This window comes from Achromobacter spanius, assembly GCF_039673305.1.
GTDB classification, from domain to species: Bacteria; Pseudomonadota; Gammaproteobacteria; order Burkholderiales; family Burkholderiaceae_B; genus Achromobacter; species Achromobacter spanius_F.
On the sequence record NZ_JBDJLJ010000009.1, the window covers coordinates 85508 to 106348 of the forward strand.

The following is a 20841-nucleotide window of genomic DNA, read 5'->3' on the forward strand; positions in this document are numbered from 1 at the left end:
ATGAGCAATACCGATCAAGACCTGCTGGCGCGCTGCGCCGCCATCGGCACCAGCACCTGGGCCGACGCCATGGACACGCTGGGCATTGCGGGCGTGGTGCAGGGCATCGCGCGCCGGGGCGGGCAGGGGCGCATCGCCGGCTTTGCCGCGACTGCGCGCCATGTCTGGGGCGGGCTGGGGGATTTCGACCGCGCCGACTTCGCCGTGGGCCGGCTGGTCGCCGCCACGGGGCCGGGGCGCGTGCTGATGGTGGACGCGGGCGGGACCTGCATCTCCACCTTCGGCGGCATCGCCTCGCTGGCGGCTTTCCGGCGTCAGGCCACCGCCGTGGTGATCGACGGCGCCTGCCGCGACGTCGACGAGATCCAGGCGACCGGGCTGTGGCTCGCCAGCCGCCACGTCACGCCCCTGACCGGCAAGACGCGGCTGCGGCTGCAGGCCATGGGCGAACCGGTGACGATAGGCGGCGTGCGGGTGGCGGAAGGCGATCTGGTGGTCGGCGACGATACCGGCCTGGTCGTCGTGCCGCGCGCGCGGCTGGAAGAGGTGCTGGCGGCCGCGCGGGAAGCGCTGGAAGTGGACGAACGGGTGGAGCGCGGCATCCGCGACGGCCTGTCGTTCGCCGAGGCCGCCGCGGCCGCGAACTACATCCCCGCCAGCCCCGGAGGCCGTGCGTGACTGCCGCCTACGATGTGGTGCAGGTGGCCTCGCTGGGTCCGCGGTTCGATGAACGGCTGGCGGCCAGTTGCCGCGTTCTGCAGGCCTGGCGCGATCCTCGCGGCCTGGCTGCGTTCGGCGACGAATTGCGTGGCCTGCGCGTGGCCGTGACCTCGGTGCGCCACGGCTTCACGCGGTCCATGTTCGATGCGCTGCCCGACCTTCAGGCGGTGTGCAGCTGGGGCGTCGGCCACGACACGCTGGACCTGCGCGCGGCCGCCGAGCGCGGCATCCAAGTCAGCGTCACGCCCGATGTGCTGGACGATTGCGTTGCCGACCTGGCGTGGGCGCTGCTGCTGTCGGCCGCGCGGCGCACGGCCGTTGGCGACCGCTACGTCAAGACGGGTCAATGGCGCGCCCTGGGGCAGTTCCCGGTTGCGACCCGGGTGTCGGGCAAGCGGCTGGGCATCCTGGGGCTGGGCCGCATCGGAGAGGCCATCGCGCGCCGGGGCGCGGGATTCGACATGCAAGTGCGCTATCACAACCGCAGTCCCAGGCCGCAGTCCTCGTACGGGTACGAAGCATCGCTGACGGACCTGGCCGCCTGGGCCGATTTCCTGGTCATTGCCTGCGTGGGCGGCGCCGCCACGCGGCATCTCGTGAATGCGGAAGTCATCCGCGCGCTGGGTCCGCAAGGCATCCTGGTCAATATCGCGCGCGGCAGCGTGGTGGACCAGGCCGCCGCGCTGGCCGCGCTGCGCGCGGGCGAACTGGGCGGCGCCGGGCTGGACGTGCTGGAGCAGGAGCCCACGGACGCCGCCGAGTTCGCGGAACTGGACCAGGTGTCGCTGATGCCGCATGTGGGCAGCGCCACGCGCGAGACGCGCGCGGCCATGGCGGAACTGGTCTACGACAACGTGACGGAATTCCTGCGCAGCGGCCGGCTGCGCACGCCGGTGCCCGACTGGGAGATGCAGGCATGACGCGGGCCGCGCTGCTGGCGGAGCTGATGGCCTGCCTGGGCGAGGCGAACGTGCTGACGGGCGCGGACGCCGAGCCTTACCTGACCGACTGGCGCCGGACGGTCACCGGCCGGGCGCTTGCTGTGCTGCGTCCGGGCGACAGCGGCGAGGTCGCGCAGGTGGTGCGCTTGTGCGCGGCCGCTGGCGTGCCCGTGGTGCCGCAGGGCGGCAATACCGGCCAGGTGGCCGCCGCGACGCCCGACGCCAGCGCCTCGGCCGTGGTGCTGTCGCTGGCGCGCATGAACCGCGTGCGCGCCGTGGACCTGGACAACGACACGATCACCGTCGAGGCCGGCTGCGTGCTGCAGGCGGTGCAGGAGGCCGCGCGCCAGGCCGGCCGCCTGTTCCCGCTGTCGCTGGGCGCGCAGGGAAGCTGCACCATCGGCGGCAACCTGGCCACCAATGCCGGCGGCACGCAGGTGCTGCGCTACGGCAATGCGCGCGAGCTTGCGCTGGGCCTGGAAGTCGTCACGCCGCAGGGCGAGGTCTGGGACGGCTTGCGCGGCCTGCGCAAGGACAACACCGGCTACGACCTGCGCGACCTGTATATCGGCAGCGAAGGCACGCTGGGCGTCATCACGGCCGCGGTGCTCAAGCTCTTTCCCCTGCCGCGCGCGCAGCGCACGGCGCTGATCGCGGTGCCCGGCTTGCCGCAGGCGCTGCAACTGCTGCAGCGCGCCCGCGCGGGCTTCGGCGCGGCGCTGACCGCCTTCGAGGTCATGTCGGCGCCTTGCATGCACGACGTGGTCCGGGCGTTTCCGCAGCAGCGCCTGCCGTTCGCCGATCTGCCGGGCGACGCCTGGTGCGCCTTGCTGGAAGTGTCGGACAGCGAGGATGAGCAGCATGCACAGGAACGCCTCGAGGCCGTGCTGGCCGCCGCGCTGGAGGCGGGCGAGGCGCTGGACGCGGCGGTGTCGGTGTCCGGCGCGCAAAGCGCCGCGTTCTGGCATCTGCGCGAAAGCATCACGCTGGCGCTTGCCCAGGCCAAGGCGTGCGTCAAGCACGACATCTCGCTGCCCGCGTCGCGCATTCCGGCGTTCGTGCAGGCCACCGACGACGCGCTGGCCGCGGTCTTTCCCGGCGTGGCGATGCGCGTATTCGGCCATCTGGGCGATGGCAATCTTCACTACAACCTGCTGCCGCCGGACGGCGCGCGGGAAGCGGATATCCAGCGGCTGGTCCATGACCGCGTGCATGAGGCCGGCGGTTCCATCAGCGCCGAGCAGGGCATTGGCCAGCGCCGCGTGCAGGACCTGCAGCGCTACAAGAGCGCCGTGGAACTGGACCTGATGCGCAGGATCAAGCGCGCCCTGGACCCGCAAGGGCTGATGAATCCCGGCAAGGTGCTGTCCGCGGAGGCGGATGGCGCCTTGCCCTTGCGCGCCGCGCCTTTTTCTTGACGGCCGTTCGGCCCGATCACATACCCATCGTCTGGAGACAAAAAAATGTTCTTATCGTGCAAGACCCTCGCGCGCGCCGCGCTGTCCGTCGCGGGCCTGTGCGCCGCGCTGCCCGCGTGGGCGTGGCCCGACCGACCCATCGAACTGGTGGTGGGCTTTGCGCCCGGCGGCGGCACGGACCTGACGGCCCGTTCGCTGGCGGTCTTCCTGGAAAAGGAGCTGGGCACGACCGTCGTGGTGCAGAACAAGCCGGGCGCGTCCAGCGCCATCGCGCTGTCCTACGTGGCGCGCGCCAAGCCTGACGGCTACACGCTGGCGATGACGAACATGCCGGGCCTGGTGTCCCTGCCGATCGAGCGCAAGGCGGGCTTCACGGGCGGCGACTTCACCTATCTGGCCAACCTGGTGCGCGACCCCAGCGCCTTCAGCGTGGCCAGCGACAGTCCCTATAAAACGCTGGAAGCGCTGATCGCGGCGGCCAAGGAACGGCCCGATGCCGTCAGCTACGGGTCGACGGGCGTGGGCACCGACGACCATCTGGCGCTGGTGCTGTTCCAGTCCCTGACCGGCACGAAGCTGAATCACGTGCCCTACAACGGCGCGGGGCCGCTGCGCAGTTCGGTGCTGGGCGGTCACACGGTCATCGGCGGCCTGAACCTGGGCGAGGTCATGCCCTATAACGGCAAGAACATGCGGGTGCTGGCGCAGGCCAGCGACAAGCGCTCGCCGCTGGGGCCGGACGTGCCGACGTTCAAGGAGCTGGGCGTGAACCTGGTGTTTGCGTCGGAACGCGGCATCGTCGCGCCCAAGGACCTGCCCGCCGAGGTGGCCGACAAGCTGCGCCGCGCGCTGGGCAAGGTGGCCGCCAATCCGGAATTCCAGGCCCAGATGAAGCAGCAGTTCACAGAGATGGACTACGTGGACGGGCCGCAGTGGCAGGAGCGGTTGAAGGGCGACGACGCGCGCCTGCGCCAGATCTGGGCGCAGACGCCTTGGGTGGAATAGGCCGCGGGCTTATTCCAGCGGCAGCGTCAGCACGCCCTGCGGCGCCGGGCGCATCATGACGCGGCGGTACCAGGCCGACAGCGCCGGCGTATCGGGGCGCTCGATCGGCAGCGCCAGCCAGCGGTGCGCGGAACTGACCAGGGCGATGTCGCCCATGGTCAGGTGGCGGCCCGCGATGAACTCGCGGCCTTTCAGGGCCTGGTCCAGGATCACGGCGCGCGCATTCGAACGCTTGATGGAGTTTTCGATCGCGGCTTTGTCGCGCTTGTCTTCGGGCGTGCGGATGAGGCCCAGGAAGGCCGGGCCCATGGCGGGCTGCCATTCGGTGGCCTGCCAGTCCATCCAGCGGTCGGCGTCGGCGCGCAGGCAGACGTCTTCGGGCCACAGCGTGCCCACGCCGTAGCGCGCGGCCAGGTAGCGCACGATGGCGTTCGATTCCCACAGCACGAAGCCGCCGTCGTCGATGACGGGGACCAGGCGGTTGGGGTTGAGCCTGGCGGCGTAGTCGGCCGTGTCGACCACGCCGAACGGGCCGCCGGCCTGGACAAAGGTGTGCGGCAGGGCCAGCTCGCGCACGGCCAGCATCACTTTCTGAACGTTGACGGAAGTCAGGCGTCCCCAGATCTTCAACATAGCCAATCCTTGTAAGTGTCAGACGGGCGGCAACTGCCGCCGTGCAAAACCGCTGTCGCGCGCAAAGCGCGTCCAGTCGAAGGCGGACCCGGGGTCGGTCTTGCGGCCCGGGGCGATGTGTTCGTGTCCCCAGGCGGCAACCAGGGGGTAGCGGGCGCGCAGCACCGGCGTCAGCCTGCGCAGCGCCGTGTATTGCTCGTCAGTGTAGGCCAGGGTGTCAGTGCCTTCCAGTTCAATGCCCAGGGAAAAATCGTTGCAGCGCTCGCGGCCCGCAAAGCGCGACACGCCGGCATGCCAGGCGCGCCGCTCGGTGGAGACGAACTGGACGATGCGGCCGTTGCGGCGGATGAAGAAGTGCGCCGATACGCGCAGGCCCCGCAGGCGTTCCAGCCACGGGTGCGAGCCGTAATCCAGCGTGTTCAGGAACAGGCCGGCGACCTCGGGGCCGCCGAATTGTCCCGGCGGCAGGCTGATGTTGTGCAGCACCAATAGGGACACCTGCGCGCCGGCGGGGCGGGCGTCGCAGTTGGGCGAGGGCAGGAGGGAAACGCCCGAAGCCGGCGCCAGCCAGCCATGTCGATCCAGAAGCAAGGGCATAGGAAGGGAGCACGTGAGGATTCCGACATGCATTATGCCGTGCGCCCACGCGTTGCCCTAGCCGGCGGACCGTCTTGTGCGCCGGCCGGCGCAAAGCGGCCGCGCCAGGCTCAGTGCTTGGCCGGTCCCAGGCGCGCGTGGTCGGCGCTGCACCAGGTCTGGCCGTTCTGCAGCAGGGCCTCGGAACGGGGCAGGTGGATGCCGCAGTGCGCGCAGCGCACCATGGATTCCAGCGGCTTGGGCTGAGCGGGGGCCTGTTTCCTGCCCGGGCCGGATTTCGCGCCGGGCTGGCGCTGGGCGGCCATGCGGCCGGCGATGCGGGCGACGAACAGCACCAGGATGATCAGAACGATCCAGAACAGCAACTTGCCCACGTCAGCCTCGATGCAGAATCATTTCCAGCACGAACCGGCTGCCGGTGTACGCCAGAATCAAAAAACCAAAACCGGTCAGGGTCCAGCGCAGCGCGACGCGGCCGCGCCAGCCCCAGATGTGCCGTCCCGCCAGCAGCACGCCGAAGGTCAGCCAGGACAGCAGGGTGAAGACGGTCTTGTGGTCGAACGGGAGGATCTTGCCCGTGAGCTTCATGGATGCGATCGAACCCGACCCCACGGCCAGCGTCAGCACGATGAAGCCGATCCAGATGATGCGGAACAGCAGCTGTTCCTGCACCAGCAGCGGCGGCTGGGAGTCCAGCACGCGCCCGACGATGCTGCGCTCGGCGGGGGCGTCCAGGGGGCGGTGCAGGTGGCGGTCCAGCAGGGCCATCATCATGGCGTGCAGGGCGGCGATGGTGATCAGGCCATAGGCGGCCAGGGCGATGAGCAGATGCGCGCGCAGCCAGGGATCCTGGGCGTGGGGCACGAATTGCCCCTGCGGAAACAGGGCGGCCAGGCCGCTGGCGATGGCGGCGGCGGGCAGGAGCAGCAGTTGCAGGCCGTCGATGCGCACCAGCAGGCTTTCCAGCCAGAAGACCACCATGCCCAGCCAGATGGCCGCGGACAGGGCCAGCGCCCACCCGATGAACAGATGCTGGGCGCCCAGCATCGATTGTTGCAGCCCGATTCCATGGAGAACCAGGGCTCCCAGCAGGCACAGACGGGCGATTTTGCCGGTCTGTTCCACTTCCCCGGCGCCGGCCAGGCGGATCCAGAGCGACCCCCCGAGCACCGCGTACGCCAAGGCAGCCGCCGTGTGAAATACAATGCCTAGTGACATAGAAACCGTTGTCTGGATGGGGCCTTGGGGTGCATGCCACCCGAAAGCGCAGAATCCGCGCCTGCGGCCACCGTTCAATCAACTAGTTTAAGCGGAAACGCCTCTCATGCTCGATAACCTAACTCAACGCCTGTCGCGCGTCGTCAAGACGCTGCGCGGGGAAGCCCGCCTGACCGAGGCCAACACCCAGGAGATGCTGCGCGAAGTGCGCATGGCGCTGCTGGAAGCCGACGTGGCGCTGCCCGTCGTGCGCGAGTTCGTCGCGCGTGTGAAGGACAAGGCGCTGGGCGAAGAAGTCGCCGGCAGCCTCAGCCCCGGCCAGGCCCTGGTGGGCGTCGTCCACAAAGAACTGACCGCCCTGATGGGCGGCGACCTGGGCGCCGACTCCAACGAGCTGTCGCTGGCGGTGCAGCCGCCCGCCGTCATCCTCATGGCGGGCCTGCAGGGCGCCGGCAAGACCACCACCACCGGCAAGCTGGCGCGCTGGCTCTCCGAAGGCCAGCATACGCAGCACGGCCGCAAGACCGGCAAGAAGAAGGTGCTGGTGGTGTCCGCCGACGTCTACCGTCCGGCCGCTATCGACCAGCTGAAGACCGTCGCCGCGCAGGTCGGCGTGGACTTCCTGCCGTCCGACCCCAGCCAGAAGCCCGAAGACATCGCGCGCGGCGCGATGGACCACGCCCGCCGCCACCACTATGACGTGCTGATCCTGGATACGGCCGGCCGCCTGGGCATCGACGAGGCCATGATGCGCGAAATCCGCGCGCTCCATGACCTGGTCAAGCCGGTGGAAACGCTGTTCGTGGTGGACGCCATGCAGGGCCAGGACGCGGTCAACACCGCGCGCGCCTTCGCGGACGCGCTGCCCCTGACCGGCGTGGTGCTGACCAAGCTGGACGGCGACGCCCGCGGCGGCGCGGCCCTGTCGGTGCGCCACGTTACCGGCAAGCCGCTCAAGTTCGTCGGCGTGTCCGAAAAGCTGGACGGCCTGGAGCCCTTCTACCCCGACCGCATGGCGCAGCGCGTGCTGGGCATGGGCGACATCGTGTCGCTCGTCGAGCAGGCGCAGAAGAACATCGACATCGCCGAAGCGCAGAAGCTGGCTTCGAAGATCAAGTCGGGCAACAAGTTCGACCTCAACGACTTCCGCGACCAGCTCGGCCAGGTGAAGAAGCTGGGCGACATGGGCTCGCTGCTTGAAAAGCTGCCGGCCCAGTTCCAGCAGGCCGCGGGCCAGCTGCAGGGCGGCCAGGCTGAAAAGCAGCTGCGCCGCACCGAAGGCATCCTGAACTCCATGACCGCCGCCGAGCGCGCCAAGCCCGAACTGATCAAGGCCTCGCGCAAGCGCCGCATCGCCGCCGGCTCCGGCGTGCCGGTCCAGGAGGTCAATCGCCTGCTGGCCCAGTTCGAACAGATGCAGGGCATGATGAAGCAGATGAAGAAGGGCGGCATGGCGAAGATGATGCGCGCCATGGGCGGCATGAAGGGGCTGGGCCGGTTCGGGATGAAGTAGTAGAAGAGGCCCCCACGCTGTAGTCATGGCCCCCACGCCGCACTCGCTTCGCTCGCTTGCTGCCCCCCGAGGGGGCTGTGCCCCGCCTTCGTGCGGTGTCTGACACCCGCGCGAGATGCTCTCCAGTCCACGGTTGTGCCACAAGGGTGTCAGACACCTTCCCACCAGCGCCGGCTCTTCCCTCTCTGGCTTACCCCTCCCACCAGCGCCGCCCCGGCCATCACTCAAAAAAAATGGCCAGACATTGCGTCTGGCCAAGCAATCGCGGCAGGCAGGGGGCGCCGCGCCGCGACACAAACCGGAAAACGCATGGGTGTTCTCCGGGTTGTCCGCATGGGGGCCGCTTACGACAGCGGCGGGATGCGCAGGACCTGGCCGGGATAGATCTTGTCGGGGCTGGTCAGCATGGGCTTGTTGGCTTCGAAGATCAGCGTGTTCTTGGCGCCCTGGCCCTTGCCATATTGCGCCTCGGCGATCTTCCACAGGTTGTCGCCCTTTTGCACCGTGTACATCTTGGCTTCGGGCGTGGCCTGCTTGACCTTCAGCTGATTGTCCACTGCGGCCACGCCCACGGTGTTGCCCAGCGCCAGCGAAATCTTCTCGGCGTCTTCCGTGCTCAGCGCCTCGCCCGCGACCGTGACCTTGTCGCCGTCCACCGAGATTTGCAGGCCATCCGCGTTCAGGCCGTGCTTATCGAGCTCTTTCTTCAGTTCGTCCGCCGTCGCGGCCTTGGCCTCGCTGGCGCCGAAGAGCTTTTCTCCAACGTCCTTGATGAAATTGAGCAGACCCATAGTGTTTCCTTTATCGATGTTGCGGTGAGAAAACCTGGCACAGTCAGGGCGCGCGGCCCACAAGCATTTTTTTCACGATGCCGGCAATCAGCGTAAGCACGGCGCCGCCAATGCCGCCGCCGACCACGCTGCTTGCGATCGCGGAAAGATCGAGACCCGTATTGCCCGCGGCGAGCGCACCGGCGCCGGCGGTAATCATCGGGGCCAGCCAGGATCCGCCCGCCAGGCCGCCGATGGCGCCCGCGATGGTGTTGCCCGCGGTGCCCAGGTTGAACTGCTGGAGCATTTTGCCCAGTCCATTGCCCCCGGCTGCGCCGGCGACAAGCTGGATGATCAGATTGATGATGACCGCAGTGTTCATGATGCCTCCTCTGCCCGGATGGGCAATGTGCAACGCCAGAACAGCAACAGGACAACGGTAGGACGCCAGCAGGAACGATTATGACTCGCACATTCGCCGGGCGACGAGGGGTTAACGTGTAACAGGTTGCTAGCCTCTTGCCAGACTACGCAACATTGCTGGCTACTTCGAAGGGCGTTGGTATCCGTGGGTTTACGCCCTCTCGTACGGGGGGCTGCATGCAAAAAGGCCGCTGTTGTCAGCGGCCTTTTTTTGCGTTGCGTCGGGGCGCGGATGCGCCGCAAATGCAGGCGTCAGCCTCCGCCCACGGCGACCACGATTTCGATTTGGTCGCCATCCGACAACGCGGTTTGCGCATGCAGGCTCTTGGGCACGATTTCGCCGTTGCGTTCCACGGCCACGCGCTTGCCGGCGTAGCCCAGGGTTTCGAGCAGTTCGTTCACCGTGGTGTCCAGCGGGAACTCGCGGGCGTCTCCGTTCAGGGTGATGTGCATGACAGGTCTCTCCTCACTGTTTTGCGTAGGCGTCGGTGGCGGCGATCAGGCGCGCCAGCGTGCCGGGTTCGTCAAAGGCGTGGCCGGCGTCGGGCACCAGATGGAAATGCGCTTCGGGCCACGCGCGATGCAGGTCCCATGCGGTGCGCGCGGGCGTGCAGACGTCGTAGCGGCCCTGCACGATGGTGCCGGGGATGCCGCGCAGCTTGTGCGCGTCGCGGATCAGCTGGCCTTCTTCCATGAAGCCCGCGTTGAAGAAATAGTGGTTCTCGATGCGCGCGAAGGCCAGCGCGGCGCGGTCGGCCGCGTGGCTTTGCTGATGGCGCGGGCTGGGCAGCAGCGTGATCGTGCTGTCTTCCCATTTGCTCCAGGCCTTGGCGGCGCGCAGCTGTTCGGCGGGGTCATCGCCCGTCAGGCGCTTGTGATAGGCCGTGACCAGGTCGCCGCGTTCGTCTTCGGGGATCGGCGCCAGGTACTCTTCCCAGCGGTCGGGGAACAGCCACGACGCGCCTTCCTGGTAGAACCACTGGATCTCGGCGCGGCGCAGGCCGAAGATGCCGCGCAGCACCAGTTCGCTGGTGTGCGTGGGATGCGTTTCGGAGTAGGCCAGCCCTAGCGTCGAGCCCCACGATCCGCCGAACACCAGCCATTGCTCGGCGCCCATGACTTCGGTGCGCAGGCGCTCGATGTCGGCGACCAGGTGCCAGGTGGTGTTGTTGTCCAGGCTGGCGTGCGGCAGCGAACGGCCGCAGCCGCGCTGGTCGAACAGCAGCACGTTGTAGCGTTGCGGATCGAACAGCTGGCGGTGCACGGGCGAGCAGCCGCTGCCGGGCCCGCCATGCAGGAATACGGCGGGCTTCCCGTTGGGGTTGCCGCACATTTCCCAATAGATCTGGTGGCCGTCTCCGGTGTCCAGCATGCCTTGGCGGTAGGGTTCGATCGGCGGATAGAGCATCAGGCGACTCGCTTGAAGATCAGGTCCCAGACGCCGTGGCCCAGGCGCAGGCCGCGTGTCTCGAATTTGGTCAGGGGGCGGTAATCGGGGCGGGGCGCATAGCCGTCCGCGGTGTTCTTCAGTTGCGGCTCGCCGCCCAGCACTTCCAGCATCTGCACCGCGTAATCTTCCCAGTCGGTGGCGCAGTGGATATAGCCACCCGGCGCGATGCGGCTGGCCAGCAGCGAAATGAAGGCGGGCTGGATCAGGCGGCGCTTGTGGTGGCGCTTCTTGGGCCACGGATCCGGAAAATAGATGTGCACGCCAGCCAGGGAATCGGGAGCGATCATGTCGCGCACCACTTCCACGGCGTCGTGCTGGATGATACGCAGATTCTGGATGCTGGAATCCTCGATGCGGCGCAGCAGGGATCCCACGCCCGCGTTGAAGACTTCCACGCCCAGGAAATTGTCGTCCGGGCGGGCCAGCGCGATCTTTTCGGTGGTCTCGCCCATGCCGAAGCCGATTTCCAGCACGGTCGGCGCCTGCCGCCCGAAGGCGGCGGCCGGGTCCAGGCGGCGCGGGGCGTAGGGGATGGACCACTGGCCCATCAGGCGTTCCAGCGCGGCCAATTGGCCCTGGGTGATATGGCCGCGGCGATGCACGAAACTGCGGATGTGGGTGGCGCCCGGGCTGTTGGGCGCGTGGGCGGTGCTGGCCAGCGCGGCCTGGGTTTCCGGGGAAACGGGGGCGGGCGCGGCGTCGGCGGCGGGCGTTGCGGAGGGAGTCACGGGCGGATTCGCGGGCGTGTCCGCGGGGTTGTTCGCGGGGCTGTTCGTATTCATAGCCCGAATTGTAGTGGCAGGTCCGGGGGCGTGGAGTCGGCCATAGGGACTAAAATAGGGACGGATTTATCCCGGTAGGCTCCGGCTATAGTTTCAGCCCCGGCCCCCTTTGCGCCGTAGGCCCTTTTCATGAACTTTGCCCGCATCGATCTCGTCACGCTTGCCCTGTTTGTTTCCGTGGCGCGCCAGGGGAGCATCTCGGCGGGCGCGCGCCAGTCGCATCTGGCGGTGGGCGCGGCCAGCAAGCGCATCTCCGACCTGGAAGCGGCGCTGGGCAGCCCCCTGCTGTACCGCAACGCCGCCGGAGTGGAACTGACCGACGCCGGCCAGGCCTGCCTGGTGCACGCGCTGCGCGTGCTGCAGGAAGTGGAGCAGATGGCGGGCGCCCTGTCGGACTTTGCGCAGGGCGTGCGCGGGCAGGTGCGCATCGCCGCCAATACCTCGTCCCTGACGCAGTTCCTGCCCGAGGACCTGGCCGCCTTCATGGACGAGCATCCCGCCGTGCGCATCGATCTGGAAGAGCAGAACAGCAGCGACATCGTCACCGCGGTGCTGGAAAACCGCGCCGACATCGGCGTGTTCGCCGACCGCACGCCTGCCGACGGTCTGGCCACCTTTCCGTACCGGCTGGACGAACTGGTGCTGATCGTGCCGCAGCGCCATCCGCTGGCCGCCGAACCGCAGGTGGCCTTCGCCGACACGCTGGCGTACGACTACGTCGGCCTGCCGCCCGCGACGTCCCTGGCGACCCGCCTGTCCGAAGAAAGCGGCCGCATGGGCCGCGCGATGCGGCTGCGCATCCAGGTGCGCAGTTTCGACGCCATCTGCCGCATGGTGGCCGCCACCCGCGGCGTGGGCATCCTGCCGCGCATCGCCGCCGAGCCGCACGCGCGCTCCATGCCCATCCGCCTGATTCCGCTGACCGATGAATGGGCGCGCCGCTGGCTGCTCTTGGGCGTGCGCGACGCCGACACCCTGACCGTGGCCGCGCGCCTGCTGCTGGCCCATCTGCGCGGCGAAGACTGAGGGCGGGTTTGCCCGGGGTTTCTCGTTCCGGGAATGCCCCTTTCCCCGATTGTCCATTCCGCTGCCGGGCGCTTTGCGCGCACACTGCCGTCCATCAATACGGTTGGACACGCCTGGGAGGCGATATGGCAGGGCAGATTCTTGCCGGCATTCGTGTGCTGGAACTGGGGCAACTCATTGCGGGGCCTTTCGCGGCCAAGACCCTGGCGGACTTTGGCGCGCAGGTCATCAAGATCGAGCCGCCCGGCCAGGGCGACCCCCTGCGCAAGTGGCGCCTGCTGCACGAGGGCACCTCGGTGTGGTGGGAAGCCCAGTCGCGCAACAAGCAGTCGGTCTGCGTCGACCTGCGGCAGCAGGAAGGCCAGGACATCGTGCGCCTCCTGGCGCGCGAAGCCGATGTGCTGATCGAGAACTTCCGCCCCGGCACCCTGGAAAAGTGGGGGCTGTCGTGGGAAGCCCTGCATGAGTTGAATCCGCGCCTCATCATGCTGCGCATTTCGGGCTACGGCCAGACCGGTCCCAAGGCGCGGGAGCCGGGCTTTGCCGCCATCGGCGAGGCCATGGCGGGCCTGCGCTACCTGAACGGCGAGCCCGGCCGCGCGCCGGTGCGCGCCGGCCTGTCGCTGGGCGACACCATCGCCGGCCTGCACGGCGCGCTGGGCGTGATGATGGCGCTGTACCAGCGCGATGCGCGCGGCGGCGTGGGGCAGGTGATCGACACCGCGCTCTACGAGAGCCTCTTCAATCTCAGCGAGAGCCTGCTGCCCGAGTATTCCGTGTTTGGCGCGGTGCGCGAGCCCGCCGGCGCGTCGCTGCCCGGCATCGCCCCGTCCAACGCTTATCCGTGCCAGGACGGCTACGTGCTCATCGCCGGCAACGGCGACGCCATCTACACCCGCCTGATGGCGCGCATCGGCCGCGATGACCTGGGCCAGGACCCGGCGCTGGCGCACAACGACGGCCGCGCCCGGCGCGTTGCCGAGATCGACGCCGCCATCGGCGCGTGGACGCAGCAGCGCGACATTGACGACGTGCTGGCCGCGATGCTGGAAGCGGGCGTGCCCGCCGGCCGCATCTATTCGGTCGCCGACATCGCCAAGGATCCGCACTACCGCGCCCGCAACGCCATCACGTCGATCGAGTCGGCGGCGGGCGTGCAGGTCGAAATGCCCGCCGTCTTCCCCTACCTGTCGTCCAATCCCGGCGCGGTGCGCGAACGCGCGCCCACGCTGGGCGAACACACCGACGCCGTGCTCGCGTCCGCGGGCCTGACCGATGAGCAGCGCGCCGCGCTGCGCGCCAAGGGAGTCATCGCATGAACCACGGACCCGCCCGCATCGAGATCAACGAGGTCGGTCCGCGCGACGGCCTGCAGATCGAAAAAGCCATGGTGCCCACCGACGACAAGGTCGCCTTCGTCGACGCCTTGTCCGACTGCGGCTTTGCCCGCATCGAAGTCACCAGCTTCACTTCGCCCAAGGCCATACCCGCCCTGGCGGACGCGGTCGACGTCATGCGCCGCATCCGCCGCCGTCCCGGCGTCATCTATACCGCGCTGGTGCCCAACGTCCGCGGGCTGGAGCGCGCGCTGGAGGCCGGTACCGACGAGATGAATCTGGTCATGTCCTGCAGCGAAACGCACAACCGCGCCAACCTGCGCATGACCCGCGAGCAGTCGTTCGCCGAGCTGTCCCAGGTGCTCGCCGCCGCGGCCAAGGCCGGCGCGCCCTGCAATGTATCCCTGTCGACCGCCTTCGGCTGTCCGTTCGACGGCGAGGTGCCCGCGGACACGGTGCTGGACCTGGCCGCGCGTCTGGTCGACGCGGGCGCGGCCGGCATCACGCTGTGCGACACCACCGGCATGGCGTTTCCGACGCAGGTCGCCGGCCTGTGCGAGCAGGCCGCGACGCGCCTGCCTGGCGCCGCGCTGACCGTGCACCTGCACAACACGCGCGGCATGGCGCTGGCCAACGCCATCGCGGCCTGGCAGACCGGCATCACGCGCTTTGACGCCGCCGCCGGCGGGCTGGGCGGATGTCCGTATGCGCCCGGCGCCAGCGGCAACGTCAACACCGAGGAACTGGTCCATATGTTCGCCTGCATGGGCGTGGAGACCGGCGTGTCGCTGGAGCCCTTGCTGGCCATCGTGCGCGGCTTGCCCGCGCTGGTGCAGCGGGACCTGTCCAATGCCTTGCTGCAAGCGGGGCCGCGGCTGGCCTTGCATGCGCCGCCGGCATGGCTGGCCGAGCGGTTTCCGGCGGCCAATGCCTGACGCGTTGACCCGTCTGAACGGACCCGCGTTCGCCGACGTATCGAATTTGCACGCGGTCGCTGGAATATCCGCAGCGGCCGCGTCATCTGAAGTGCCCGCAGTACCCGACACCACCCCATAGATAACAATATCCAGGAGACAACGCATGGCCTCATCCCGCCTGCCCTTCGCCCTGCGCGCCAGCGCTGCCATTGCCCTGACCCTTGCCGCTGGCGCCGCCAGCGCGCAGGCCGACTTTCCCAACCGCCCCGTCACGCTGATCGTGTCCGCGGCGCCCGGCGGCACCACCGACATCGCCGCCCGCCTCATCGCCCAGCCGCTGGGCGTGGCGCTGGGCCAGAGCGTCGTCGTCGAGAACAAGCCCGGCGCCTCCGGCGGCATCGCGGCGCAGGCCGTGGCCCGCGCCAAGCCCGACGGCTACACGCTGCTGCTGCAGTATTCGGGCTTCCAGGTGATTACCCCGCACGTCACGCCCGCCGCGGGCTGGGATCCCATCAAGGACTTCTCGCCGGTCGCCAACGTGCTGTCCGCCCCGCAAGTGGTGGTGGTGCGTCCCGACCTGCCCATCAAGTCGCTCAAGGAACTGGTGGCGTACGCCAAGGCCAACCCCGGCAAGCTGAACTACGCCTCGTCCGGCAACGGCTCGCTGCAGCAGGTTGCCACCGAACTCCTGAACCAGATGGCCGGCACCCAGATCACCCATATCCCGTACAAGGGCACCGGCCCCGCGCTGAACGACCTGCTGGGCGGCGCCGTGGACATGACCATCACCACGCCGCCGCCGCTCCTCGGCCAGATCGCCGCCGGCAAGCTGCGCGCCCTGGCCGTCACCGGCAACACCCGCCTGCCGTCGCTGCCCGACGTGCCGACGGCCGCCGAGGCCGGCTACCCCGACCTGATCGTCTCGTCCTGGTTCGCCATGTACGCGCCCAAGGACACGCCGGCGCCCGTGGTCGACAAGATCGCGGGTGAAATCCAGAAGATCATGAAGAGCGACGAGTTCCGCAAGAAGGCCGCGGAGCAGGGCGCCGAGGCGATCTTCATGGGCCCGAAGGAATTGGGCGCCTATACCCAGGCCGAGCTGGACCGCTGGGGCAAGGTGGTCAAGGCCGCCAACATCACGGCGAACTGATTCCGGCGGCATCGCGTCAAAAAGGGGCGGCGGTTCCTGGCTGCCCCACCTGAAAAAAGCCGCGCTATAATCGCGGCTCTGCCCGGCTCACGGCCGCGGCACGACACCCGAGCGGGTGTAGTTCAATGGTAGAACGGCAGCTTCCCAAGCTTCATACGAGGGTTCGATTCCCTTCACCCGCTCCATCCCTGATTCCCCTGGTATTTCGGCAGCCCCCGGCAGCCTGCCGGGAGCGATTGTGCGTCCGGAATGGACGGCATCCATGCCCTGGCCTGGCCTCTTTGGCCCGGTCTCAATAGCAGGGCGGCAACGGGTAGTAGCCGCAGCGCGGGGGCGCGTAATAGGGCCTGGCCGCCGCTCCTGCATACCAGGCGCTGCGGTAGGCGGTGCGCCGCGCGACCCCGGCGAACGACAACGGCGTAAACGGCATGCCGATGATGTCGATGAAGATCGATGCCGGGCCTTCCGCGCCCGCCAGGTCGCCTTCCAGAACCTCCACCGCGAAAACGAGGTTATCGCCTTCGAGCTTTGGGGACTTCAATGTCACCACCGCGTCAACGACGGCCGCTCCGTTCTTGCTCAGGACGGAAACGGTGGCGTTGGGGGGATCGGCGGCAAAGCTGTCTTTTCCGGAGGCCCATTCTTCAAGCAGCTGCGTTGTCAGCACGTGGCCTGCCGCTCGGACGGGTCTGTCCGCGAACATGATGGAATTCGCCGAGATGCCCGACAGAACGAGTTTCCCGTCCGTCAACTGGGCGCCGCGAGAGTTGAGCACGATGAGCGCCGGTTCGATCTGAGGCTTGCCGACGCCGATCTGCTTGGCCGCGGGCGATGCAATGGCATCCTGGGCCAAGCTCGTTCCCGCCGCCGATAGGCCAACGCCGCTCAGCACCATCATCACCAACAGCTTTTTGATATGCATGGCATTCAATCCTCTGTTCAGGACAACCGGGTATGTTCGGGCAAGGCTTGCGGGTTTCAGGATTCGGGACGGTCGCCGCACCCTCGTAAGAAGCGTAGCGACAAGCCCCGCGGCGGCGCGACTCATTTCACGCCAAATCTGATTGGCGAAAACCCCCACATTTGCCGGTTGGATCCGCCGGCCCATCGTGCCCGTGGAGTGCATCCGCTTGCGCCGCCCGTGTGTGGGGCGCGACTTCCGCTTGTCACGCCTGGCGCAAAATGAGTGGCGGTGCACCAAAGGCGTCATTAGTCTTTTCATCAAGCGATTGCGCCCCGGTTCGCATCCCTTGGACGCGTGGAACGGCGAACGAATCCAGAAAAAAAGTAGATGAAACGTGCCGTGGCTTCACGTCGGATGGGCGGAGCAATCCATTCGAACCCGCGGCTTGGAAATGCGTTCTGAAGTTTGTCCCGATCAGCTTTACCCCCCCTCATTTGTCGGAGCATTCGAATGAAGCTATCACGTCGAAAGTTCAACACTGCCGGCGTTGCCTTGCTGGCGGCGGCCTCACTGCCCTCATCGGCGGGCGCCGAAGGCCTTGTGACGGATCTGCCCGAGGCAGATGACCAGTTCACGACCGCGATCAGCGCCTATGTCTACGCCTATCCCCTTGTCACGATGGAACTGACCAGAAGGGTCATTACCAACGTGGAAGCGCCGAAGGGCACCCGGGCGCCCATGGGGCAACTGATCAAATTGCGGCAATATCCCGACGCCAAATTCCGGGACGTGACCGCGCCCAATGCCGACACGCTCTACACGACGGCGTTCTTCGACGTGGGCGATGAGCCCTGGGTGGTAAGCCTGCCGGACATGCAGGAGCGGTACGCTTTGTTCCCGATGCTGGACGGCTGGACCACGGTCTTCGACGTGCCCGGCAAGCGCACGACTGGCACCGGGGCGCAGACTTTCGTGGTGACCGGGCCGGGATGGGAGGGCAAGGTGCCGCAAGGCATGGCGCAGTACAAGTCGCCCACCAGCATCGTCTGGCTGCTGGGTCGTATCTACTGCGCGGGAACGCCGGAAGACTATGCAAAGGTCCACAAGCTTCAGGACGACGTGAAGCTGTGTCCGCTCAGCGCCTGGGGAAAGGATTGGCAGGCGCCCAAGGGACGGGTGGACCCCGCCATTGATATGAAGATGTCGGTTCGGGAACAGGTCAACAGGATGGACGCGATCGAGTACTTCTCGCTGTTTGCCGAACTGCTGAAACGCAATCCTCCTTCCGCGGCGGACGCTCCCATGCTGGAGAAGCTCGCGTCGATCGGCATCGTGCCCGGCAAGGACTTCGACAAGCGCAAGTTCGACGCCGATCTTGCCAAGCGTGTGCCGCCCGCCGCGTTCGGAAGGATCATGGGCCATTTCAAGGATAGCGACGGCGACATCCAGGACATCGACGGCTGGGGCTTTACCACGAAGACGGGGATTTACGGCACCAACTATCTTCAGCGGGCCCTGATCACGGCCATCGGGCTGGGCGCCAACCGCCCGCAGGACGCTATCTATCCGACCTCCCTGAGGTCCGACAACGGCATGGTGAAGCGGGCGTACGACGGATCCGAGAAGTATGTGTTGACGTTCAGGAAGGGGCTTACGCCGCCCGTGGCCGGGTTCTGGTCGCTGACGATGTACGACGCGGATTATTTCTTTGTGGACAACCCGCTGAACCGCTACTCCATCAGCGCCCGCCAGCCGCTGAAGGCGAAGGCGGACGGCTCGATCGATCTGTTCATTCAGAACGAGTCGCCGGGCCCCGATCTGGAGTCGAACTGGTTGCCGGCGCCCAAAGGGAAGTTCATCCTGATGATGAGGCTCTATTGGCCCAATGAAAGCGATCCTTCGATCATCAACGGCTCCTGGACCATACCGCCGGTAAGACGGACGACCTGATCAGGCAATCGACGACCGCCAGGCTGACCGGCCGGGATCCTGCGGACACGGCGGATGACATCCCCCGTGTCCGCGCATCGGATGAGTGCGAATGAAGAAGATCGTAAGCTGCTTGATCTGCGGGCTGGCCTATGCGACGCCCGGCGCCGCGGCCGAAAGCGGGGCCGCCGGCGCTGCGTCCAGTCCAGCGCAGGAGGAATGGTCTTTTTCGGTAACGCCTTACTTCTGGGCGGCGGGGCTATCCGGCAAGGTTTCCGAACGTCGCCTGCCCGTCATCGACATTCAGGCGGACTTCGACAAGCTGTTCGATGACCTCGACTTCGGTGCCATGCTGATCGCCGATGCGCGCAAGGGGCGCTACAGCATCTTTGGAGACCTGATCTATACAAAAATCGGCACCCGGGGAGACACCCCGAGAGGCATCCTGGCCACCAGTGCGGACGTGAATACGTCGACCTTTGCCGGCCTGCTTGGCGTGGGCTATTCCGTGCTGGAGAACTCTCCGCACCAGTTGGACGTGGTCGCGGGGTTGCGGGTCTGGTCGGTCGACATGGACGTCACGCTGAACGGCGCATTCCTGAATGGCAGAAAACGCAGCGACGGCGCCACCTGGGTCGATGCCCTGGTGGGCGTGCGGGGAAACTACATGCTTAGCCAGAAGTTCTACATCACGGGGTGGGGCCTGGTCGGCGCGGGCGGGGCCGAGGCGGATTGGGACGTGGGCCTGGGCCTGGGATACAACATCAGCAAGAACGTCTCGGCGGCCATCGGCTATCGCGCCGTGGGCGTGGACTACAGCCAGGGAAGCTTCAAGTTCGACGCGGTGCTGCAAGGCCCGATGGCCGGCTTGACGATACGCTTTTGAAGATGCGGCCCGATTCAAGGCGCTGCGGCAGGGGCGGCGCTACTTGACCAGGAGTTTCTGCCGGTACTCGTGCGGAGCCAGGCCGCTTGCCTTCCTGAACGCGCGGGAAAAGTTGGCCGGCGACGAATAACCGAAGTCCATGGCGATCTGCGTAATGGAGACGGTGGTTCCGCGAAGCAACTCTTCGGCCCGTCGCAGGCGGACGGCGTTGGCGAGCTCGCGAAAGTCGACGCCGTTGTCGCGGCGCAGTATCCGTTGCAGGGTGCGCACGCTGGTGCCCATCGCCCTGGCGGTACTGTCGATGGATACGACACCGGCCTGGACCTGGGCGCGAATGTGCCAGGCGACCACGCCCAGGTAACTGCCCAAGCCGACAGGTTGGGAAAGCGACCTCGCCACGTCCTCGATGGTGATGAGGGCGGGCGGGTCGCGCGCCGGCGCCTGGCGCTTCAACAGCGGCGCGTCGATGCAGATGCTTATCGTGGGCGCGTCGAACAGGACCGGGCAACGAAACGCATCTTCGAAGTGTGTACAGGTCGGCGGGCGGGGGACATCCAGTTCAACCCGATGTGGCAGAAAGCCCGCGCCCAGGTAGGCACGCAATATGCTGCATACTACCGACACCGTCCCGCTTGCAACGTGCGAATAGCCTCTACGCCCGCGCGTGGCATGAACAAAGCAGATCCTGACGATGGCCCCGTCGACCACGATCTGCATCCTGTCGCCCGTGCTGTGAAAGTTCAGCGACGTCGCCGCCCGCGCCAGCGCTTCTCCCAGGCTGTCGGCGGCAAGAATATATTTGCCCCAGCTTCCATAGTTCTTCACTGAAAGGACGGGCGCTGCCAGCAGGCCCAGGTTCACTTCCTTGGAACGCCTTTCAATTTCCCAGAGAAAATCGGTCACCATGACCTGGGGGATGAAGCACTCATGCCCCTCGATAGCTTCGATGTCGAGCATCACCGCCTGCTTGGCCTGGCGCAGGACGCTGTCCCCAAAAGCGTCCCTTACCAGTCCGGACACCCCGGCCAATACCATGACCGATTTCACCGCAGGCACGTGCGCGCCGTAATTCCGGTCTGGGCGGCCGAGGATTGGCGTCATATGAGTGGTGACGTTATTCACTTATGCCTATTCTTCGCATGTGGTTGCGAGAACCTGCCTACGCCTCTGGCCCGGCAGAAATCGGATGTGATGTGCCTTGGGATATTACATAGCCGGAGCG

At 67.2% G+C, this 20841-nt stretch carries 22 protein-coding genes and 1 tRNA gene; 12 read left to right on the forward strand and 11 right to left on the reverse strand.

Annotation, left to right across the window (positions count from 1 at the left end; genetic code table 11):
• From ABE485_RS10715 to ABE485_RS10730, 4 genes are read left to right on the forward strand one after another with little or no spacing between them, the layout of a single operon-like run.
• On the forward strand, nucleotides 1-678 hold the full coding sequence (locus ABE485_RS10715) for an RraA family protein (RefSeq protein WP_346515279.1): 678 nt from the start codon (nucleotides 1-3) through the stop codon (nucleotides 676-678).
• Nucleotides 675-1640, forward strand: a complete 966-nt coding sequence (locus tag ABE485_RS10720; RefSeq protein WP_346515280.1) for a 2-hydroxyacid dehydrogenase — start codon at nucleotides 675-677, stop codon at nucleotides 1638-1640. Before ABE485_RS10715 ends, ABE485_RS10720 begins: the two co-directional genes overlap by 4 nt.
• Nucleotides 1637-3079, forward strand: coding sequence for an FAD-binding oxidoreductase (locus ABE485_RS10725; protein WP_346515281.1), 1443 nt, complete (start codon nucleotides 1637-1639; stop codon nucleotides 3077-3079). Before ABE485_RS10720 ends, ABE485_RS10725 begins: the two co-directional genes overlap by 4 nt.
• Nucleotides 3080-3124: 45 nt before the next feature.
• Nucleotides 3125-4084: a tripartite tricarboxylate transporter substrate binding protein gene (locus tag ABE485_RS10730; protein ID WP_346515282.1), complete on the forward strand. Its 960-nt coding sequence runs from the start codon at nucleotides 3125-3127 to the stop codon at nucleotides 4082-4084.
• Between the two features lie 9 nt (nucleotides 4085-4093).
• On the opposite strand, the gene ABE485_RS10735 is transcribed toward ABE485_RS10730, so the two are convergent.
• The 4 genes from ABE485_RS10735 to ABE485_RS10750 form a co-directional block, all read right to left on the reverse strand.
• On the reverse strand, nucleotides 4094-4717 hold the full coding sequence (locus ABE485_RS10735) for a glutathione S-transferase family protein (RefSeq protein ID WP_346515283.1): 624 nt from the start codon (nucleotides 4715-4717) through the stop codon (nucleotides 4094-4096).
• Nucleotides 4718-4735: 18 nt separating this feature from the next.
• On the reverse strand, nucleotides 4736-5314 hold the full coding sequence (ampD, locus tag ABE485_RS10740) for a 1,6-anhydro-N-acetylmuramyl-L-alanine amidase AmpD (protein ID WP_346515284.1): 579 nt from the start codon (nucleotides 5312-5314) through the stop codon (nucleotides 4736-4738).
• Nucleotides 5315-5424: 110 nt separating this feature from the next.
• Nucleotides 5425-5688, reverse strand: coding sequence for a PP0621 family protein (locus ABE485_RS10745; RefSeq protein ID WP_346515285.1), 264 nt, complete (start codon nucleotides 5686-5688; stop codon nucleotides 5425-5427).
• A 1-nt stretch (nucleotide 5689) separates the two neighbouring features.
• A complete protein-coding gene (locus tag ABE485_RS10750; RefSeq protein ID WP_346515286.1) occupies nucleotides 5690-6532 on the reverse strand; it encodes a cytochrome C assembly family protein in 843 nt (280 codons plus the stop codon).
• A 106-nt stretch (nucleotides 6533-6638) separates the two neighbouring features.
• Here ABE485_RS10750 and ffh point away from each other — a divergent pair, with 106 nt between their 5' ends.
• Entirely contained in the window at nucleotides 6639-8045 is a 1407-nt protein-coding gene (gene ffh / locus ABE485_RS10755; RefSeq protein WP_346515287.1) for a signal recognition particle protein, read from the forward strand.
• Nucleotides 8046-8389: 344 nt separating this feature from the next.
• Here ffh and lysM read toward each other — a convergent pair whose 3' ends face one another.
• The 5 genes from lysM to trmB form a co-directional block, all read right to left on the reverse strand.
• Nucleotides 8390-8836, reverse strand: coding sequence for a peptidoglycan-binding protein LysM (gene lysM, locus ABE485_RS10760; protein WP_313623483.1), 447 nt, complete (start codon nucleotides 8834-8836; stop codon nucleotides 8390-8392).
• Between the two features lie 43 nt (nucleotides 8837-8879).
• Nucleotides 8880-9197 carry a hypothetical protein gene (locus ABE485_RS10765; RefSeq protein WP_346515288.1) on the reverse strand — a complete coding sequence of 106 codons (318 nt, stop codon included), beginning with the start codon at nucleotides 9195-9197 and terminating at the stop codon, nucleotides 8880-8882.
• A gap of 293 nt (nucleotides 9198-9490) precedes the next feature.
• Nucleotides 9491-9691, reverse strand: a complete 201-nt coding sequence (gene thiS / locus ABE485_RS10770; protein ID WP_346515289.1) for a sulfur carrier protein ThiS — start codon at nucleotides 9689-9691, stop codon at nucleotides 9491-9493.
• Nucleotides 9692-9704: 13 nt separating this feature from the next.
• Nucleotides 9705-10646 (reverse strand): prolyl aminopeptidase, encoded by a 942-nt coding sequence (gene pip / locus ABE485_RS10775; protein ID WP_346515290.1) that lies wholly within the window; start codon nucleotides 10644-10646, stop codon nucleotides 9705-9707.
• Entirely contained in the window at nucleotides 10646-11470 is an 825-nt protein-coding gene (trmB, locus tag ABE485_RS10780; RefSeq protein ID WP_346515291.1) for a tRNA (guanosine(46)-N7)-methyltransferase TrmB, read from the reverse strand. The genes pip and trmB overlap by 1 nt, the downstream gene beginning before the upstream one ends.
• A 129-nt stretch (nucleotides 11471-11599) precedes the next feature.
• Between trmB and ABE485_RS10785 the strand changes: the two genes are divergently transcribed.
• The 5 genes from ABE485_RS10785 (at nucleotide 11600) to ABE485_RS10805 (ending at nucleotide 16085) form a co-directional block, all read left to right on the forward strand.
• Nucleotides 11600-12496 (forward strand): LysR substrate-binding domain-containing protein, encoded by an 897-nt coding sequence (locus ABE485_RS10785; protein WP_346515292.1) that lies wholly within the window; start codon nucleotides 11600-11602, stop codon nucleotides 12494-12496.
• A 125-nt stretch (nucleotides 12497-12621) separates the two neighbouring features.
• Nucleotides 12622-13815, forward strand: coding sequence for a CaiB/BaiF CoA transferase family protein (locus ABE485_RS10790; protein WP_346515293.1), 1194 nt, complete (start codon nucleotides 12622-12624; stop codon nucleotides 13813-13815).
• Nucleotides 13812-14768, forward strand: coding sequence for a hydroxymethylglutaryl-CoA lyase (locus tag ABE485_RS10795; RefSeq protein ID WP_346515294.1), 957 nt, complete (start codon nucleotides 13812-13814; stop codon nucleotides 14766-14768). Before ABE485_RS10790 ends, ABE485_RS10795 begins: the two co-directional genes overlap by 4 nt.
• Before the next feature lie 145 nt (nucleotides 14769-14913).
• Nucleotides 14914-15900 (forward strand): Bug family tripartite tricarboxylate transporter substrate binding protein, encoded by a 987-nt coding sequence (locus ABE485_RS10800; protein WP_346515295.1) that lies wholly within the window; start codon nucleotides 14914-14916, stop codon nucleotides 15898-15900.
• A gap of 111 nt (nucleotides 15901-16011) precedes the next feature.
• A tRNA-Gly gene (locus ABE485_RS10805) sits at nucleotides 16012-16085 on the forward strand.
• Nucleotides 16086-16192: 107 nt separating this feature from the next.
• Here ABE485_RS10805 and ABE485_RS10810 read toward each other — a convergent pair.
• A complete protein-coding gene (locus tag ABE485_RS10810; protein WP_346515296.1) occupies nucleotides 16193-16822 on the reverse strand; it encodes a hypothetical protein in 630 nt (209 codons plus the stop codon).
• A gap of 492 nt (nucleotides 16823-17314) precedes the next feature.
• On the opposite strand from ABE485_RS10810, the gene ABE485_RS10815 reads away from it, so the two are divergent.
• Both ABE485_RS10815 and ABE485_RS10820 read left to right on the forward strand, forming a co-directional pair.
• Nucleotides 17315-18754, forward strand: a complete 1440-nt coding sequence (locus tag ABE485_RS10815) for a DUF1254 domain-containing protein (protein WP_346515297.1) — start codon at nucleotides 17315-17317, stop codon at nucleotides 18752-18754.
• A gap of 91 nt (nucleotides 18755-18845) precedes the next feature.
• Nucleotides 18846-19619 (forward strand): hypothetical protein, encoded by a 774-nt coding sequence (locus tag ABE485_RS10820; RefSeq protein WP_346515298.1) that lies wholly within the window; start codon nucleotides 18846-18848, stop codon nucleotides 19617-19619.
• A gap of 39 nt (nucleotides 19620-19658) precedes the next feature.
• Here ABE485_RS10820 and ABE485_RS10825 read toward each other — a convergent pair whose 3' ends face one another.
• Entirely contained in the window at nucleotides 19659-20741 is a 1083-nt protein-coding gene (locus ABE485_RS10825; RefSeq protein ID WP_346515299.1) for a helix-turn-helix domain-containing protein, read from the reverse strand.
• Nucleotides 20742-20841: the final 100 nt, after the last annotated feature.